Origin of the sequence: Microcoleus sp. Pol14D4 (assembly GCF_036701245.1) — a bacterium.
Taxonomy (GTDB): domain Bacteria; phylum Cyanobacteriota; class Cyanobacteriia; order Cyanobacteriales; family Microcoleaceae; genus Microcoleus.
This window is the reverse complement of the sequence record NZ_JAUBQM010000031.1, coordinates 33,872-52,099: the sequence shown is the minus strand read 5'-3', so window position 1 is coordinate 52,099 and position 18,228 is coordinate 33,872. Positions and strand designations below refer to the sequence as shown.

General features: G+C 44.7%; 15 protein-coding genes. 11 read left to right on the top strand and 4 right to left on the bottom strand.

The window, feature by feature from the left end; genetic code table 11:
- Positions 1–172 precede the first annotated feature (172 nt).
- The 8 genes from QUA33_RS13625 to QUA33_RS13590 all read left to right on the top strand — a co-directional run bounded on the left by QUA33_RS13625 (position 173) and on the right by QUA33_RS13590 (position 9,444).
- A complete protein-coding gene (locus QUA33_RS13625) occupies positions 173–565 on the top strand; it encodes a response regulator (RefSeq protein ID WP_333096600.1) in 393 nt (130 codons plus the stop codon).
- Positions 562–3,132, top strand: coding sequence for a response regulator (locus tag QUA33_RS13620; RefSeq protein ID WP_333149027.1), 2,571 nt, complete (start codon positions 562–564; stop codon positions 3,130–3,132). Before QUA33_RS13625 ends, QUA33_RS13620 begins: the two co-directional genes overlap by 4 nt.
- Positions 3,107–4,765: an adenylate/guanylate cyclase domain-containing protein gene (locus QUA33_RS13615; RefSeq protein WP_333149026.1), complete on the top strand. Its 1,659-nt coding sequence runs from the start codon at positions 3,107–3,109 to the stop codon at positions 4,763–4,765. The genes QUA33_RS13620 and QUA33_RS13615 overlap by 26 nt, the downstream gene beginning before the upstream one ends.
- Positions 4,766–4,833: 68 nt before the next feature.
- Positions 4,834–5,349, top strand: coding sequence for a DUF1499 domain-containing protein (locus tag QUA33_RS13610; RefSeq protein ID WP_333149025.1), 516 nt, complete (start codon positions 4,834–4,836; stop codon positions 5,347–5,349).
- 390 nt (positions 5,350–5,739) lie between these two features.
- On the top strand, positions 5,740–6,600 hold the full coding sequence (locus tag QUA33_RS13605; RefSeq protein WP_333149024.1) for a DUF2382 domain-containing protein: 861 nt from the start codon (positions 5,740–5,742) through the stop codon (positions 6,598–6,600).
- Between the two features lie 221 nt (positions 6,601–6,821).
- Positions 6,822–7,715 carry a DUF2382 domain-containing protein gene (locus tag QUA33_RS13600; RefSeq protein WP_333149023.1) on the top strand — a complete coding sequence of 298 codons (894 nt, stop codon included), beginning with the start codon at positions 6,822–6,824 and terminating at the stop codon, positions 7,713–7,715.
- A 290-nt stretch (positions 7,716–8,005) separates the two neighbouring features.
- On the top strand, positions 8,006–8,491 hold the full coding sequence (locus QUA33_RS13595) for a glutathione peroxidase (RefSeq protein ID WP_333149022.1): 486 nt from the start codon (positions 8,006–8,008) through the stop codon (positions 8,489–8,491).
- 491 nt (positions 8,492–8,982) lie between these two features.
- Complete coding sequence (locus QUA33_RS13590) at positions 8,983–9,444, top strand: VOC family protein (RefSeq protein WP_333149021.1); 462 nt, start codon at positions 8,983–8,985, stop codon at positions 9,442–9,444.
- 93 nt (positions 9,445–9,537) lie between these two features.
- On the opposite strand, the gene QUA33_RS13585 is transcribed toward QUA33_RS13590, so the two are convergent.
- The gene (locus QUA33_RS13585; RefSeq protein ID WP_333149034.1) at positions 9,538–12,072 is read right to left on the bottom strand and encodes a PAS domain S-box protein; all 2,535 of its coding nucleotides are present in this window, start codon (positions 12,070–12,072) and stop codon (positions 9,538–9,540) included.
- Here QUA33_RS13585 and QUA33_RS13580 point away from each other — a divergent pair.
- Positions 12,050–12,175, top strand: coding sequence for a hypothetical protein (locus QUA33_RS13580; protein WP_333149035.1), 126 nt, complete (start codon positions 12,050–12,052; stop codon positions 12,173–12,175). The two genes, QUA33_RS13585 and QUA33_RS13580, sit on opposite strands and share 23 nt — an antisense overlap.
- A gap of 79 nt (positions 12,176–12,254) precedes the next feature.
- Here the strand turns inward: QUA33_RS13580 and QUA33_RS13575 are convergent, their stop codons facing one another.
- The 3 genes from QUA33_RS13575 to QUA33_RS13565 form a co-directional block, all read right to left on the bottom strand.
- Complete coding sequence (locus tag QUA33_RS13575) at positions 12,255–12,581, bottom strand: hypothetical protein (RefSeq protein WP_333149020.1); 327 nt, start codon at positions 12,579–12,581, stop codon at positions 12,255–12,257.
- A 481-nt stretch (positions 12,582–13,062) separates the two neighbouring features.
- Positions 13,063–15,201, bottom strand: a complete 2,139-nt coding sequence (locus QUA33_RS13570) for an ATP-binding protein (RefSeq protein WP_333149019.1) — start codon at positions 15,199–15,201, stop codon at positions 13,063–13,065.
- A 148-nt stretch (positions 15,202–15,349) separates the two neighbouring features.
- Positions 15,350–15,694: a slr1659 superfamily regulator gene (locus tag QUA33_RS13565; RefSeq protein WP_333067612.1), complete on the bottom strand. Its 345-nt coding sequence runs from the start codon at positions 15,692–15,694 to the stop codon at positions 15,350–15,352.
- Between the two features lie 447 nt (positions 15,695–16,141).
- On the opposite strand from QUA33_RS13565, the gene cynS reads away from it, so the two are divergent.
- Complete coding sequence (gene cynS, locus QUA33_RS13560; RefSeq protein WP_333149018.1) at positions 16,142–16,585, top strand: cyanase; 444 nt, start codon at positions 16,142–16,144, stop codon at positions 16,583–16,585.
- A 227-nt stretch (positions 16,586–16,812) separates the two neighbouring features.
- A complete protein-coding gene (gene clpX / locus QUA33_RS13555) occupies positions 16,813–18,195 on the top strand; it encodes an ATP-dependent protease ATP-binding subunit ClpX (protein ID WP_333149017.1) in 1,383 nt (460 codons plus the stop codon).
- Positions 18,196–18,228: the final 33 nt, after the last annotated feature.

The following is an 18,228-nucleotide window of genomic DNA, read 5'->3' as shown; positions in this document are numbered from 1 at the left end:
CGCTGTCTCGCTGACAAATACAAGATTTATTACCAGAAACCGGGCCGATCTTCGGAAGTCCTATTAAAATAAGAAAGATAGGGGACATATATCCTGCATCGTTGCCCGAAATCAATAATGTAAAAGCAAGTCATGTCAGTAAACCTACTAAAATTTCAGCGGAGAGGAAAAGATGAATAAGCCTATAATTCTTTGCGTTGATGATGAACCGGATATCTTGAATACTCTCAAGATGCAGCTAAAAAAGGAATTTAAAAATAATTACTTTTATGAATTAGCTGAAAGTGGTGATGAAGCCTTAGATTTACTGGAGAATTTTCAAGAAAAAGCTCAGGTGATTGTGGTTGTTTCTGATTGGCTGATGCCGGGAATTAAAGGTGACGAACTTTTAATTAAAGTTCACCAAAAATATCCTAAAATTATTAAGGTGATGTTGACGGGACAAGCGGATGCAGCGGCTGTTCAGCGGGCAGTAGAAGAAGCAGATTTATACTGTTGTTTGTACAAACCCTGGAAAAGCAAAGACTTAATAGAGACTATAAAATCTGGGCTGGCTAAGTTATGAAAAAACCTGTGATTGTTTGTATTGACGATGAACCTGACGTTTTGAATAGTTTAAAGATTGAACTGAAAAAGGCGATCGGCGATCGGTGTATAATTGAAACCGCTGAAGGGGGGGCTGATGCTTTAGAGTTGTTGGCTGATTTGCAGGCAGATGAATACGAGATTGCGTTGGTGCTTTCCGATTATATCATGCCCGATATTAAAGGAGATGAACTGCTGAGAAGAATTCACGAAAGCTCGCCGGAGACGCTGACTATTATGCTAACGGGGCAAGCAGATTTGGAAGCCCTGAGCAATGCTATTAAGTATGCTAAATTGTACCGTTATATTCCTAAACCTTGGCAAAATGAAGACTTAAAATTAACCGTAGTAGAAGCAGTTCACAGTTATTTGCAAGATCAAAAGTTAACTGATGAAATTCATAAGCGCCAAGAAGTAAACGAGGAGTTAAAGCTAGTAAATGAGGCGCTGTCTGCGAGTGAAAGCCGCCTGAGTCAATTTTTAGAAGCTTTGCCAGTGGGGGTATCTGTTTATCATCCCGATGGCTCGATCGCCTATTTCAACCAAGCAGCGCGGGATTTGCTGGGTGCAGACACTATCCCGGAAAGCACTGCGGAACAATTAGCTGCTACTTATCAACTTTATGTTGCCAATACTGATGAGCTGTACCCGCCGGATAATCTGCCAATTTTGCGCGCACTGAAAGGAGAATCTGTCAAGGTTGACGATGTAGAAATCTGTCAAGAGGGCAAAAGAATTGCGATCGAGATCAATACCACGCCGATTTTTGACGCTAGCGGAAATATTGTTTATGCGATCGCAGCTTTTCAAGATATTAGCGATCGCAAACAAGCCGAAAAAATACTAGCAGAATACCACCACACCTTAGAAGCCCAAATTGATGAACGCACAGAACAACTGCAACAAGCCGCATTAGCTGCTGAAGCAGCAAACAAAGCTAAAAGCACGTTTCTGGCTAATATGAGCCACGAGTTACGCACCCCTCTCAATTCTATACTCGGCTTTGCACAAATCATGGAACCCAGCCCGGATCTTACTGTCGAAAACCGAGAAAATATGAGAATTATTCGCCGTAGTGGCGAACACTTGCTCACCTTGATCAATGAAGTCTTAGACTTGTCAAAAATTGAAGCAGGGCGGATGACACTTAACCCCACAGACTTCGACCTCTACCGTTTGCTTGACGATTTGCAAGATATGTTTCAACTGCAGGTTGAGAATCAAGAATTGCAGTTGCGTTTTCAGCGCGATGCTGACGTTCCTCAGTACGTGCGAACCGATGATATCAAACTGCGACAAGTGCTGATTAATCTTCTGAGTAATGCGATTAACTTTACGCAAACAGGCGAAATTCTTTTAAGAATTATAAAGTTAGAAAAATCGGGATTTCTGGATTTATTGGATAGTCCCACAGCTTGCTTTGATACAACAAGAAGTATTCGGGATTTTTCGAGAACTAGCAGTGATATCGCAAGGGTTCGATGGAGGGATGAGGCTGAGAATTCAACTGTGCCTGGTTTTTTCCTTCTGTTTGAAATTCAAGATACAGGAGTTGGCATGGCTCCGGAAGAATTGGGCAATATTTTTAAGGCTTTTGTGCAAACAGCTTCCGGTCAAAAAAATCAGAAAGGTACGGGTTTAGGATTGAAGATCAGCCGTCAGTTTGTCCGCCTGATGGGAGGAGAGATTGTTGTAGAAAGTCAACTGGAACTCGGCACCACTTTTAAATTTGAAATTCCAGTCGGTGCAGTTTATGCTGCTGAGCTTCCCGATCGGCAACTTAACCGCGAAGTTAGTGGGTTAGAGCCCAATCAACTGTGCTACCGGATTTTAGTTGTGGACGATCGCGAAGACAACCGCCAACTTTTAGTCAAAATGCTTTCTCCTTTAGGTTTCGGGGTGGAACAAGCAACCAACGGCCAGGAAGCAATAGAAATGTGGGAAACTTGGCATCCGCACTTAATTTTGATGGATGTGCGAATGCCAGTGATGGACGGCTACGAAGCTACTAAACAAATTAAGGCTAGAATCAAGCAGAGAGAGCAACAGCAGCAAGGAAATGGAGAAACCAATATTTCCCATCCCGACTCGCCGATTCCAAAGATTATTGCTTTGACAGCTAGTACAATTGAAGGGAGGCAAGCGTTTGCTTTATTGGTCGGCTGCGACGATTTTATTAGCAAACCTTTCCGCAAAACAGATATATTTGATACTATCCACAAACATTTGGGGGTGAAGTATATCTACTCTAACTCAACGGACTCGATCTCTATAGGCGATCGAAATAATTTACCTGGCTCCCTCCCTAATGCTGCGCTTGCTTATTTACCTACACTTCCCGCAGAATGGATAGACAACATGAAGCAGGTAATCCGCAGTGCTGATTTTGACTTAATTGTCAGGACAATCAACGAAATAAGGGAGCCTCATCCTGAATTGGCGGAAATCCTCCAGGGTCATCTCGATAATTTTGATTACCAGAAAATTCTCAATTTAATTGCCGAGGCGGAGGAATCAGATAATGCAGATGAAGGCGGAACAAACTGAAAACTATCAAGCAGATATTTTAGTAGTTGACGATACGCCAGATAATCTGCGTTTGTTGATTAGAATTTTGCAAAAAAATGGCTATAAAGTTCGCCCTGTTACTAATGGTTTTTCGGCGTTAGATGCTATTCAATCTAGCGCACCAGATTTAATTTTACTCGATATTATGATGCCGGATATTGACGGCTACGAACTATGTAAAAAATTAAAATCACAATCGCAATTTAGGGAAATTCCCATTATTTTTCTCAGCGCGCTAGAAGAAGGAATAAATAAAGCAAAAGCTTTTGAAGTGGGCGGAGCCGATTATATCACCAAACCTTTTCAGGTGAAAGAAGTATTGGCGCGAGTGAGCAATCAACTTACTGTGCGTTCATTGCAAATTCAATTGCAAGAAAAAAATCAAAAACTGACCGCTCAAAATATCCAGTTGCACCAGGAAATCGCTGAACGCCACCAGGTGGAAATGGAAACAAGATTGCTGCTTCAAGCCACTCAAGCTATTAGCAAATCTGATGATTTTGAGTCGGCTATAGATGTGATTTTAGGTTTAATTTGCAAAACTATTGAATGGAATCTGGGCGAAGCTTGGATTCCTTGCAGTGATGGCTTTTTAAAATGCGCTACAGGCAGGTACGTCAGCGACTTGAGTTTTGCCGAATTCCGACAAACAAGTTGGCAGTTAATTTTTGCTCCCGGTGTGGGACTCCCAGGCAGGATTTGGCAGTCGCAGCAGTCTGAATGGATCGATGATGTTTCTAGTGCACCGGAACAAGTTTTTTTACGAGCGGAAATTGCGGCTAGTGTGGGATTGAAAGCGGCTTTTGGGGTGCCAATATTGGCGGACAACCAAGTGTTAGCTATTTTGATTTTTTATCGCGAAAAAGTTCTGAAATGTCAGCCGCGCTTGTTGGAATTAGTGAGCGCGGTTGCTACGCAGCTCGGTTCGTTGATTCAGCGGAAACAAGCTGAAGCAGCGCTGAAAGTGCAGCAAGGACAAACCGAGAAATTGCTGCTGAATATTTTACCGAAACCTATTGCGGAGCGCTTGCAAAAAGAGCAAAAGTTGATAGCGGAGCATTTTGATGAGGTGAGCGTCTTGTTTGCTGATTTAGTGGGTTTTACAGAGTTTTCGGCTCACAAAAGTCCGACGCAGTTGGTAGAAATTTTGAACGGGATTTTCTCGGAGTTCGATAGGTTGTCTGAATTGCACGGGTTGGAAAAGATTAAGACGATTGGGGATGCTTACATGGTGGTTGGGGGTTTGCCGACGCCGCGGGAGGATCACTCTGAGGCGATCGCACTTTTAGCTTTGGAGATGCAGGCAGCTTTGAGGAGGTTTAATGCCAAAATGGGAGAAAATTTTCAATTGAGGCTTGGAATTGACAGCGGTTCGGTGGTGGCTGGAATTATTGGAATTAGTAAATTTAGCTACGATTTGTGGGGGGATACTGTTAATGTTGCTTCACGCATGGAATCTAACGGATTGCCTGGTAAAATTCAAGTAACGGCGGCGACTTACGAGCGTTTGAAAGACCAGTTTGTTTTGGAAGAACGGGGTCATATCCCGATTAAAGGTAAAGGAAGAATGCTGACTTACTGGTTAATTGAAGAACAAAAAAAATCTTTTTAATTTTTTGATGTGAATTTCAATTAACATGAAAAGTAGACCGCATTTATACTTTCAGGAGGGCTAATCCTTTGCAAACAGTTGAAACAAAATCGCCGACAGCGTGGAAAAAAGTCCTGGTTATTTTAATATCACTGCTAGCAGTAGCGGTACTGTCGATCGCTACTTTTATCGCTCTACCCGGAGAAAAAACAATGTTTGCTGGAACAAGACCTGCCAATATCGGGATTCAGTCAGGAAAACTCGCAGCGTGCCCGAATTCCCCCAACTGCGTCAGCAGCTTCAGTCAAGATGCCGAACACAAAATTGAGCCTTTGGCATACACTTCGTCCGCTGCGGAAGCTATGGCAAAGCTCAAAGGGGTAATCGAGTCCTATGGAAAAACTAAAATTATCACGGCAAGTGATAATTACTTGTATGCGGAGTTCACCAGTGCTTTGATGGGGTTTGTTGATGACGTTGAATTTTTGGTAGATGATGCAGCAAAAGTCATCCATGTGCGATCGGCTTCGCGTCTGGGACAGTCGGATTTGGGAGTTAACCGCAGTCGGATAGAAGCTATCAGAACTCAATTCAATCAACTTTAAACTTAAAATTTCTAGCTTTCCTGAAGCCCCTCTCGTGCAAGATGAGGGGCTTCGATCTTTTTGTAATACTATGTAATGCTGATTTTTTACTACATAGTTAACAATTATTAACAGTAGGCACAATGCAAAGGAGTATCCTGCAAGGGAAGTAGGACGCAGCAAGGCAGTATCCCTACGGTTGGCTTTGAGTTTTAATACTTGTTATAAGATTGACGATTGTAGAGTTTTACAATCTTTAAAATAGCTGAGTGCGCTAGCGCAGAAGCACAGATGCCGTACTATTCCTATAGTATTAAACAACCTAAATTATACACTTCTGACTTTAGGGAGAGGGAAGTTAGCGAATTAATTTCTACTATTAACTTAAGTAGAGCAAAGAGGAAAAAACACATGGCACTTCAAAGATTAGCAGAATTTTATCCTAACTATCAGGAAGAAATCTTTGCTGGAGACGACATCAAGGGATTTGATGTTTATGCTGGCGACTCTGATGAAAAAGTAGGCACGGTTTATGATGCTTTGGTTGATGACACTGGTCGTTTCCGCTATCTGGTAATTGATACCGGTATTTGGATTTTTGGCAAAAAAGTATTGTTGCCAATCGGCTCGGCCCGCTTCGACTACGGAGCCCGTCGCGTCCACGCCACAGGCCTTCGCAACAAAGCTCAAGCAGAACAATTGCCGGCTTACAATGAATTAGAAGCAGTAGATTACGATCGCGAAGAACAGGTAAGAGGCGTCTACCGCAATCAAGGAACGGCCGCTGCAAGCACTGCAACTCCTGCTAGCTACGATCGCAGCAGCTACAGCTACGATATCGACCGCCCCCTCTACGAAACCAACGAACAGCAGCACCAAAATCTCAAGCTTTATGAAGAACGCTTGATTGCCAACAAACACCGCGCAAAAACAGGCGAAGTAGCAGTTGGCAAGCGCGTGGAAACTGAAACAGCGCGAGCTTCAGTACCCATTGAAAAAGAACGAGTCGTAATCGATCGAGTAACCCCGGTAGAAGCGGGTCGAGTAGTTTCAGTCGGTGAGGCTGACTTCCAATCAGGGGAAGTTGCACGCATGGAAGTCTACGAAGAAACGGCCGACATCCACAAGGAAGCTTTCGTGCGCGAAGAAGTCAACGTCAGAAAAGAAGTTGTTCGCAGCACGGTTGAGGGCGAAGAAACCTTGCGCCGCGAAGAATTAGACGTTAAGACTGATGGAACTGCGGTTGTAGATAATAAAAATCCAAAGATCTAAACCAACCGCAACAGCTATTGCATAGGAATTGCGCCTTAATGACATAATTCTGTCACCGCCCAGGTTTGATTGAACTGGTGGCGATCGTGCAATTCCTATGTGAGTGGCGGGGGGGGTACAAAACTTGTCTGGTTTTGGCAACGTTTATGCACTTTCCCCGCCTTTACCAATTTCCCCTTACCAATTCATAATAAAAATCCCTAAGCAGGAAAGTTTAAAAAATGAACGGTCAAGCATCAGCAGAAAAGATCGCAACTGCCAAATCAATAACCCGTCTCAACCGGGTGCCTGAAAAAGTCAGAACTAAGCTAAAAAGTTTTACCGTCAAAGACAACCAAGGTCAGTTGGTCGGCAAAGTTAAAGATGTCTATTTTGATGCTAAAGGTCAGTTAAACTTTGTGGTGGCTGGGCTAGGCAGCGAAAATCCCCGCATTTTTTTATTAAGTGTTAAGCTGCTCAAAAAAGTGGATTATCACCAAAAAGCGCTGTTTGTAACTATTAATTCGGCTCAAGTCGATCTGCTGCCAGTAGTTTCGGCAAATGGCGAGTATCCGTATTTAGAAAATGCCTCGGAACCGGATAGTGAATTTAGCAACCGTGAATTAACAAATCCCTCAACAGTTATGTCAAATCTAACAGATGCCGATCGCACAGATGCAAATTGGGAGACCGATCGGAATGAGGAAAACTTGGATATTGTCGATCGAGAAGTAATTCGCCTGCTAGAAGAACGATTGGTGATCAATCGCAGCAAGCGCAAAGTCGGCGAAGTCATAGTGCGTAAAGAAATTGAAACTCGGATGGTACAAGTGCCTATCCAGTGGGAAAAGCTGATTGTCGAACAAGTCGGCGACGATCCGAAGGTGTTAGCAGAAATAGATTTAGGCGAGGGAAACATCACCGGTATAGATTTGAGGGAGATTCAGAGCGATCGCCAAGAACCGACAGTTAAGGCGGAATTTACCTCTGTGCAGAAAGCTAGCAAGATCTTAAATTCGATCGCCTCTCAACCCCGTCACGGTTGCGTCAAAGTTCGCCTAGAACTCGTTCTCGAAGACAAGCAACTTGAGGATACTTACCAAAAATGGATGACGGAACACCACTCAGAGAGTTAAAATATTCGTCCTTTTCGGTGTAGATTTTAGCTATTACCGAGCAACTTAAATCTAATAGCTGACTGTGGCGATAGATGCTGTGGGGAAAGTTCACCGCCATCTATTAAGATCGGGTTCGGTAAGTTAACCGTGATTTTGGTAGAGGCGGGTTTACCAATATCTCTAATATAAGCCCGATATCGGTAAACCCGCCATGACCGGGATATTTGAATTTTTAGCGATCGACCTCTAGACAAAATTGTACCGACTTGCGGTAAAATTGTGGTGGTAAAATTTAAAAGTATTTGAAAATGCCCAGCACAATCTCCGACATTCAAGTCAAAACGATCGCAGGCGAAGACAAGCAGCTAGGAGAGTACGCGGGCAAGGTACTCTTAATAGTTAATGTAGCTTCCAAATGTGGCTATACACCTCAATACAAAGGACTCGAAGAATTGAGCCAGAAGTACAGCGCGGCTGGACTCCGTGTTTTAGGATTTCCCTGCAACGACTTCGGAGGTCAAGAACCCGGAAGTAATCCAGAAATCGTCAATTTCTGTACTACTAAATACGGCGTCAGCTTTGAATTATTTGACAAAGTACGCGCTAAAGGTACTCAGCAGCACCCCCTATACGCTAAGCTTACGAGTGCAGTCGATCCCAAGGGTGAGGTTTCCTGGAATTTTGAGAAATTTTTAGTTAGCAAACAGGGTGAAGTGGTGGCCAGATTCCGCAGCAGTGTTGGCCCCGATTCGCCAGAACTAATCGCTGCTATTGAGCGAGAATTGGCAAAATAAGAAGTTCGCCAACGAAGCTGTGTACAGGATTTAACTGATTTAAGGGATAGATGTTTAGGGAAGACGGAAGAAATTAATAGGCTTTTTTCTAATAAGTTGAGAGCTAATTATTCTCTGCCGATCTTCCCCATAGTGTGCAAGCACTCAACCGTGAACAAATACCGATGATTGTATTTAATTGGAGAACAGTTTAATTTAATGGAAAATACATCGGGATTAGATTTAGTTGTAGGTGTACTTGCTTTCGCAATTCTGGCAGGTGGTCTGGCTATGCTATTTGTAGGCATGGCATCGTTTCCTAAAGAAAAATAATATTAATGGATATGATGTGCGATCGCACAACTCGAATAAAAATTTTGGTAGTGAGGACTGAAGTCCTCATATAAATCCGAGGGTTCCAGTCCTTACTACCAAATTAAAATGCTTATTTTACAGGGCACCATCTGAATAAATCAAACTGCATTCAATTTGAACATTCGCAATTGACAATCATGCAAACTACCGACAACAACGTCAAAATTGCTCTCGCGCCGGGGAATTTGCGCCGCGTTCACCATATCGCTTTAAACGTGCGCGACATGAAAGCTTCCCGCCACTTCTACGGTACAATTCTCGGCCTGCACGAACTAACAGGTGCAGAAATTCCCGCAACTTTAACAGAAATGGTAGCCGCTGGTAAAGTCGCGAATTTCGTTACCCCTGACGGCACTGTTATTGACTTATTTTGGCAGCCCGACTTAGAACCGCCAAACCCAGACCCGGAGAAAGCTTTTACCCGCGCCAACCACTTAGCCTTCGATATAGAGCCGGATTTGTTCGATCGCGCTCTGGAAGTGCTAAAGTCAAATCAAATAGCGATCGATAGCGGCCCCGTCACTCGCGCTACAGGACGCGGCATTTACTTTTACGATCCTGATGGATTTATCATCGAAATCCGTTGTGATGCAGTTTAAACAGTCGCTAGCTGGTTCTCGGTAGTCCGGGCGCACCCTACATTTACTCTTTGAATCGCGGTGATCTGTAAACATCCTACCTTTAAAGTTGTTTTATTTTCCGTCTTGGCTAATAGGTTGCTTCGGCCAAGTAAACCGAAAAGTTGCTCCCTCACCTTCAGCAGATTCGAGGGAAATACTGCCCCCTTGACCTTCGACAATTTTTTTCACTAGCGACAAACCAATCCCAGTATTTTCTACTTTATCGCGAGCTTCCAAGGTCTGAAAAATCACAAAAACTTTATCGTGATATTGAGGAGCAATCCCCGGCCCGTCATCCTCTACAGAAAACTCGTAAAAATCATCTAACTCTTTAACCGATATTTTTACATTACCCGATTCAGCTCGGTTGTGCTTAATTGCGTTGCTAATTAAATTAGAAAAAACCTGCTGTAGCGGCAATTTTTCCGTCACAAAAGTTGGCATTCCCGGTTCAACTTTCACCTCAAATTCAGACGGTGGCGCCAACGAATCAATAATTTCTGCTAATAAATTCTCAACTTTTACCATTTCTGAAGGCACTTGAATCCGTCCGACGCGGGAATATTGCAGTAATCCCTCAATCAAACCTTCCATCCTGTGAACTCTGCCGCGCAGCAGGTTCATTTGGTGCAAAGTATCCTCTGTCATCGACTCGCTGAGGTCTTCTTCTATCCAACTGCTGAGATTTGCGATCGCCCTGAGCGGCGCTTTCAAATCGTGAGAAACTACATAAGCAAACTGGTCTAATTCTTGATTGCGCTTTCTTAAAACATTCGTCGTTTGAGCCAGATTTTGGGCTGTCAACCTCAATTCTTGAGCACGTAACCGCAGCGATTCCTCCGCTTGTTTGCGATCCCTAATATCTTCAACCACACTCATCAGAAATTGACTGCCATCTTGTTCTCGCAGCAGCGAAACCGTTAAGTTTGCCCACACCAACTCGCCGTCTTTGCGGATATAGCGTTTTTCCAGAGAGAAATTTTCAATTTCTCCTGCTAACAATTGGCGCAAAAGTTCCAGTTCGCTTGCCAAATCTCCAGGCCAAGTAATATCCTGAAATCTTTTCTCCACCAATTCTGGGCGGCTGTAGCCCAAAATTTCGCATAGTTTTTGATTGACTAATAGAAATTTGCCTTCCACACTCGCTTGAACCATCCCGACTGCGGCCTGCTCAAAAGTAGCGCGAAACCGCTGCGCGCTTTGGGCCAAAGCAATTTCTGAGCGTTTGCGATCGCTAATATCGTTGCTGATTTCCAAAATAGCAACCGGTTGATCTCGATCGTCGTACTGCAAAGTCCACCGGCTTGCCACCGTTATTTTTGTCCCGTCTTTCTTAGTTCGCACCAGTTCTCCTTGCCAAGAACCCTTCTCTAAAAATACTTTTTGAATTACCTCAAAAGGTTGGGCCCATTCTGTTTGTAAAAGCTGGTGAATATTTTTTCCTATTGCTTGCGACTTCCGCCACCCGTAGAGCCACTTCGCCCCCAAATTCCAATAAGAAATTGCCCCATTCAAGTCTAGTACCGCGATCGTATCGTTGGCCAAATCCAGCATTTGCGCTTGCTTTCGCAGAGTTTCCTCGGCTTGTTTTCGTCCTCTGGCATCGCGGCAAATCGCAATAAACAAGTGTTGATTTGCCAGACGCATTTCGCTGATAGCTAACTCCATCGGAAACTTAGTTCCGTCGTGGCTAATTCCAACTGTTTCTTGCTGGTAAGTCTTCAGCGTAGTATCTGGATGTAACACAAAATATTCGATCGAATAATCCCCCACGCTGTTGTAAGGCTGCGGTTGAGCTATCAGTCGCCGCAGGTTAGAGCCAATTATTCGATCGGCTTTCTCGCCAAAAATCTTTTCTGCTGCCCTATTAAAAGACTCAATATTTCCCCGTGCGTCCAAAGTAATAATCCCGTCAGCCGCATTGTCTACCACAGCTTGAATGCGACTTTTACTTTCTTCCAAGCCTGCTTCGCGCTTCCTCAATTCCTTCTCTAAACTATCAAATAAATACCAGGAAGCCACTGCGCCCAAACAGCCGAAAAGCAAACCAGCAACTTGCACAAAATTAGTGAAATCTATCAAATCCCGTCTTTGCCGATCTAGAGCTTTCTGGTAGGCTTCGCCGGCATTAGCAAACACATTAATTTTTGCGCGCAGGTTATCCCTCCTCAATTTGCCTTGAGTGAACACCTCAATTATTTCCGGCGACTGCACGCTTTTTGCCGAACTGTCGAGCTTATTCAAAGTGTTTTGCAAGAAATTTATATGCTGTTCGGTACTTTTTTTTATATCTTCAAATCGCTGAGCTTGCAGTTTGTTTTCTTGAACCATAACCTTGAGTTCAGCCAGCAGCGGAGGCAAACTCTTCTTGGCTTCTAAGTACGGTGAGAGAAATGCGCGGCGCTTCGTCAACCCGTAACCTCGAATGCCCGTTTCCGCATCCACCACGAGGGTTAACAAGCCGTTAGTTTCTTGAAGTATTGCCATATTAGTATCTGCTCGCTCTCTTATCTGTATGGTAATCTGCCGGAGGCGTGCAATTGCTAGCAGCGAAGCAAACAAAAAAATAATGGGGATAGCAACGATGATTGTTCCCCGCTGGCGAATTGGTCGGTCTGTCCATACAAAGTGGAGGCAGCGATCGAGCAAATACTTCACGGATATTGAAGGAGAAAGTTTGCTGCCAGTATATCGCTTTTTGACAGTTTAAGCTATGGATAAGTTTGTTTTGTTTGGTTTGACGAGCGCCGGGGACTAACCGTGGAAACTAGATTAGACCCCTGCAATAGCTACCTGCTGACACTAACAGCAGATTTTTTGGCACGTTGTTTAAACTGAGGCACAGAAAAAGAAAGGACTTTTTTCGAGACCGAGACACCAGGCGAAGTAGAAAGGATAGTTTCTGCTTTACCTTCGTTTTCGCCTTCGGCTTCTGCTTTTAAACTAGAGTCTGTTTCACAAGTGTTTGGAACACTTGTAACTACAGTAGTCCACCTGCCTGTAGCCGGATCGCGATAACAAGTAAAAGGATTTATTTTTAGCGGTTGACTGCAAGGTTTAATCATGTAGATGCACTCCTTTGATTCTGAGAAATTGTGCATTGCTTTCAGCAGCATTGCTATCTCGCCAGTAGAAGCAGTATGAAGGCAAAAAGCAGAATTGTGTTTCTGCGTCCAGAGACTTTTGAAACTTCCTGATTTCCTGTTAACTTTTGCCTTCTACCGCTTCGCGACCATAGCATTACTTTTACCAAATTGCCTGTCTGGAAGCAACCCCCCACCCCCTTAATTAGGTTGAGGTGGGACTTGTGAATGCAGCGAGGCGCTCGATCGTGCCTGCAGGACAATCTTGGAATAATATAGGTATTCTAGGCTGAAAAAAAATGCTACTGTGTGATCGACAACAGAGGTCGATCGCGATCGGTGTCACAATTAAAAAGGGAATTGGTAATTGGTAATGGCTAATTTGTAAGGGGGGAATGGGTAATTGGGGAATTCTTCCCTCTTTTGCCATCCGTTAAATAGGTTAAATCCGGTACAAAATTCCTGGCATAACCCACCCGTTAAATCCCTACATTTCTCGTTGCCCAACTTGCTTTTAACTAATATCAACTTCTGCCTTTAAGTGAACAGTAAAAGTAGAGCCAACATCCAACTGACTCTCAACAGTGATATCGCCGCCCATCATCTGGCAAAACAAGCGGCTAATGGCCAATCCTAAACCGGTGCCGCCGTACTTGCGAGTAGTCGAAGCGTCTCCTTGAATAAAAGGTTCAAACACACCCTGCTGCTGTTCTGCCGACATTCCAATCCCCGTATCAGATACCTGCAAATAAACCCAATCGCTGTCGCCTGCTGGTTCGCGAGTCGCGCTCAACAGCACCGTTCCACCTTCGGTAAACTTCAGGGCATTGGATAGCAAATTAAAAAGAATTTGCCGGACTTTAGTCAAATCTGCATACATCACCCCCAAATTTTCAGAGCAAGAAACTTGCAATTGATTGTGATTTTTTTCGACCAAAGGGTGCAAAGTGGCAACGACTTCTTCTATTAAATTAGTGAGGTCAAATTTTTCTAAATAAAGCTCCATCCGACCGGCTTCTATCTTAGAAAGGTCTAGAATATCGTTAATTAAAGTGAGCAAATGTTTGCCGGCGTTATAAATTTTTTGGGTATCGGGAATGATGTCTTCGAGTCCCGTTTCCCGTGCTTCTTCTTGTAGCATTTCGCTGTAACCGATAATCGCGTTTAGCGGTGTCCGCAGCTCGTGGCTCATATTGGCTAAAAAAGTGCTTTTAGCTCTCGAAGCTGCTTCAGCTTTGTGTAAGGCTTCTTGCAAGGCTATTTCCGCTCTTTTGCGCTCGGCAATTTCGATGCGGAGCAGTTTATTGGCGGCGGTGAGTTGAGCGGTGCGCTGATCGACGGTCATTTCTAGCTGCGCTTTGGCTTTGGAGAGGGCTTCCTGAGCCCGCTGGCGCTCAAATCCTTCGATCGCCAGCGCTACCAAATTTGCCAAAGAATCAGCGAAGGTGCGCTCCTCCAGAGCCCACTGGCGGGGCGCGCCGATATGTTCGAGAGAGAGGATGCCCACGATCTGGCCGCCGAGCCTAATTGCTACATTTAATATGGATGAATTGGGCTTGCTGGCATTTGGCCGCACAGCGGAATTTTCGGCTAGCGAAGATGATTGGGACAAATTTGTGTGTAGAGAGTTTTGAGTCTTTGTCGTAGGTTCTAAAGCATTCTCCGATCGCAAATTTTCGCCCGGTGCGTCGCCTTCCACATCTAAAATTGATAAATTTAAATCGCTGGCCGATATGGACTCCCGGCTCAAATGATTCTCCTGGGTGCGATCGTACAAGTCGAGACAAACTAATTTGGGGTTGGGGATTTTAAACTTAGAATGATTAACCCCCTCGTCTTCGTCTGGAGCAGCGGCCTCTTTATCAAGTGGCCCTGTTTGGTTGTGGGCGAGCACTCTCTCGGTAAAATTTAGCTGGGGATCGCTCGGGTATCGAGTTCCAAATTTTCCCTGGTTGTAAAGCCAGACGCTGACTTTTTCCACATCCAAAGTCCGGGCTGCTGCCTCAGTAATTTCGCGAATTCCCACATTCAGCGCACCGCTGTTGAGAGTTCTCTGCCTACCTAGCTGCAACAAAGCCAAACTCTGGCGGCGGAGACGCTTTTCGCTTTCTTGGAGGGTTTGTTCTGCTTCCTTGCGCTGGGTGAGGTCGTACAAGGCGCACAATGCCGTCTGCTGCCCGTTAAATACCAGCGACTGAACCGAGATCATCGCCCAGAAAGCGGTGCCGTCTGATTTTTTGCAGTGGAGTTCGTAGTTTTGGAGGTATCCGTTTTTAGCAAGTGCCTCCAGTACCTTTGGGCGATCGGCGGGGTTCAAGTAAAAGTCTGGAGTGCTGCAGCCGATCAATTTTTCTAGGGGTATGTTCAGGAGAGAAGCCAATTGAGCGTTCGCATACATAATTAAGCCGTCACAGAGGCGAGAAACTAATATCGGCACCGGAGTTGCCGAGGCGATCGCCCGAAACTGCTCTTCGCTTGAACGCAGCGCCAACTGAGCTTTGCTCAGCAAGTGAGCTTCCATCGTATCTGAATGTTCGGTGGTAGTCTCCAGCAAAAGTTCTAGGTCAACCTTTTCGCGCTTCAAGTTTTCAAGTTCCGCACTCAGCCGCTGAACGTCGAAAAGTAGCTGTTCTGTCGAGGGTTCTTCCTGCATAGCAATTGAAAATTGGTAATTTTTAGTCGGTTCTGAAGTTTTTTAGGGTTTTGTGCTAGTTTAACTATGACTTATTCCGATTAACTTCAGCCACCCTCATCCTGGTTCCCCGACTTAGCCGACGATTCATCTTTACCTTTTATCGTTGCTATTCGAATTCTAAGTGCAAGGAAGGCATCAGCCGCTGCAAGTTCTTCAGGGATTTGATCTGCCAGGGGATCTGTTTAGAACCTTTGATGGCGATTTGAATATTTTTTTGCTGTCGCACTTTGATCACAAATTTTGAGACAATATTAATTCCAGAGCTATTTAAAAATTCTAGCTTTCGCAAGTCTAGAGTAACGGTGTTTGGGCAGGAGTCAGCCACTTCGTTGAGCAGATCGACGATCGGTGCGTATTCTTCCACCTGGCTGAGTCGGAACGAGCCGCTACAGGTGACTGTTTGCGTAGCGCGATCGTACTGGATCGTGTAATCTTTGGTCTGAATCTCCATACTTTTGTCAGTTGCCGGTTTTGAGTGGTAAAGGGGCTTTGGCTGCGTGAGCGAGGATTGAGCTTCAGGCTAGCACGATCAAACTTCAGCCGTTTGCCGAATGCCGAAGGCCTTTGCGGGTGTAACTTTTATTACATATACTGCCAACTGTACCATTGTCGTAGGGCAGTTATGAGTTATTTTAGGATTTATCGGTTGTGATACCAGTTGGAATAAAGAATGCAACTGTTGACTAGCTCTCAACCCTGGTAGCCATCAGTCATTGCCAATCTAACATCTCAAATCTCAAATCTCAAATTGTCTGAGTTGTGGGGGTTAACGAAACCAACTTTTTCTGCTGTTGCGAGCTATCAATTCGATTTTTTTTCTCAACTTAAGTATTGACAATATTACCAAAATGTGAGAAAAATTTCACATCTTACACCGAAGTGAAGGGGAGAATATTTAATGGCAATTTCAGGAATTACAGAAAAGCTTTTGGCGGCTAAAAAAGCTAAGGGAATTAGTTTTGCAGATTTGGAAAAAGTTTTGGGGCGCGACGAAGTTTGGATTGCCGCGGTTATTTACCGTCAAGCTACCGCATCAGAAGATGAAGCCGAGAAAATTGTCTCGGCTTTGGGACTAGATAGCGAGACGGGTGCGGTTCTCTGTGAACCTCCGTTAAAAGGTTCTTTGGAGGCCTCGGTTCCGGTTGACCCCCTGATTTATCGTTTCTATGAAATTATGCAAGTTTACGGGATGCCACTCAAAGCAGTAATTCACGAAAAATTTGGTGACGGGATTATGAGCGCGATCGACTTTACTATGGATGTCGAGAAAGAAGCAGACCCAAAAGGCGATCGAGTGAAAATAATTATGTCAGGAAAATTTTTGGCATACAAAAAATGGTAAGCCCGGGCCACTTAACTTTCAAGTGAAAATGAAAAATTCAAGTTGGCTCGAATGACTCATGACTAATGACTAAAGCCTCAAAAGTGTTAACTTAGAAATAGAGATCGCGAAGCTTGACTGGCTTGGGTGTCCGATCGGGAAACCCTTCTAGGGCAAAGCTAAGGTCGCTCCCGCGGCAACTTCCCCAGTCGAAACAAGCAACCGGAACCGTAAATTAAGAGGCAAATATGTCAAAATATGACTCCCATCTCAGATGCTCCTTTTGCGGCAAGTCGCAAGAGTACGTCCGCAAGTTAATAGCTGGGCCCGGCGTATACATTTGCGATGAATGCGTGGAACTGTGCAATGAAATTTTAGAGGAGGAGTTCTTTGACTCCAGTAAAACAATTGGTCAACAGATTCCCCAATCAGAGGTGCGAGAGTCTCAGGGACAAGGAACGCGGCGCCAGGGTCGATCGAATAAATCGAAAATTGTTTTAGCTCAAATTCCGAAACCGACAGAAATTAAGCAGCATTTAGACAACCACGTCATCGGCCAGCATTCAGCAAAAAAAGTCCTTTCTGTAGCAGTTTACAACCACTACAAGCGCTTGAGCGTTGACCAAGCTAAAGATAGCGAGAAGTCTTCCCCTGACAGCGATGTAGAACTGCAAAAATCCAACATCCTCCTAGTGGGCCCCACAGGTTGTGGCAAAACTTTGTTAGCGCAAAGTTTGGCGCAAATGCTGGAAGTTCCGTTTGCGGTAGCGGATGCGACGACACTGACTGAAGCTGGATATGTCGGCGACGATGTAGAAAATATCTTGCTGCGACTGTTGCAAATGTCAGATTTTGATGTTGAAGCGGCGCAGCGGGGCATTATTTATATTGATGAAATTGACAAGATTGCTCGCAAAAGCGAAAACACTTCGATCACTAGGGATGTATCGGGAGAAGGAGTGCAGCAAGCGCTGCTAAAAATGTTGGAAGGAACAGTGGTTAATGTTCCCCCGCAAGGCGGCCGCAAGCATCCTTATCAAGATTTTATTCAAGTTGACACTAGCAAAATTCTATTTATTTGTGGCGGTGCTTTTGTCGGTTTGGAAAAAATAGTTGAACAGCGTTTGGGCAAAAAATCATTGGGCTTTATTCAGCCAACGGAAAGCGACAGCAACTCAACTTTGCCGGCGAAAGACAAGCGGGCCGCTGATATTTTGCAGCAGGTACAGCCGGACGATTTAGTCAAATTTGGTTTGATTCCTGAGTTTGTCGGGCGGATACCGGTGGTGACGGTGATTTCGCCGCTGGATGAAGCAGCTTTGATGCAGATATTGACTGAGCCCCGAAATGCGCTGGTGAAGCAGTATCAAAAGCTGTTGAAGATGGACAGCGTGGAATTGGAATTCCAGCCGGAAGCGCTACGGGCGATCGCCCAGGAGGCCTATCGACGAAAAACCGGCGCGAGAGCTCTCCGCAGCATTTTAGAGGAGTTAATGCTGGATGTGATGTACGAGTTGCCTTCTCGTAAGGATGTGGCTAACTGTATGATTACTCCTGAAATGGTCGAGAAGCGATCGACTGCTGAATTGCTGTGGCATCCTGCATGGCACAAACAGCACGAAACTGCATAATTTCTAGTCTGTAGGGTGTGCGGCGCGCACTCT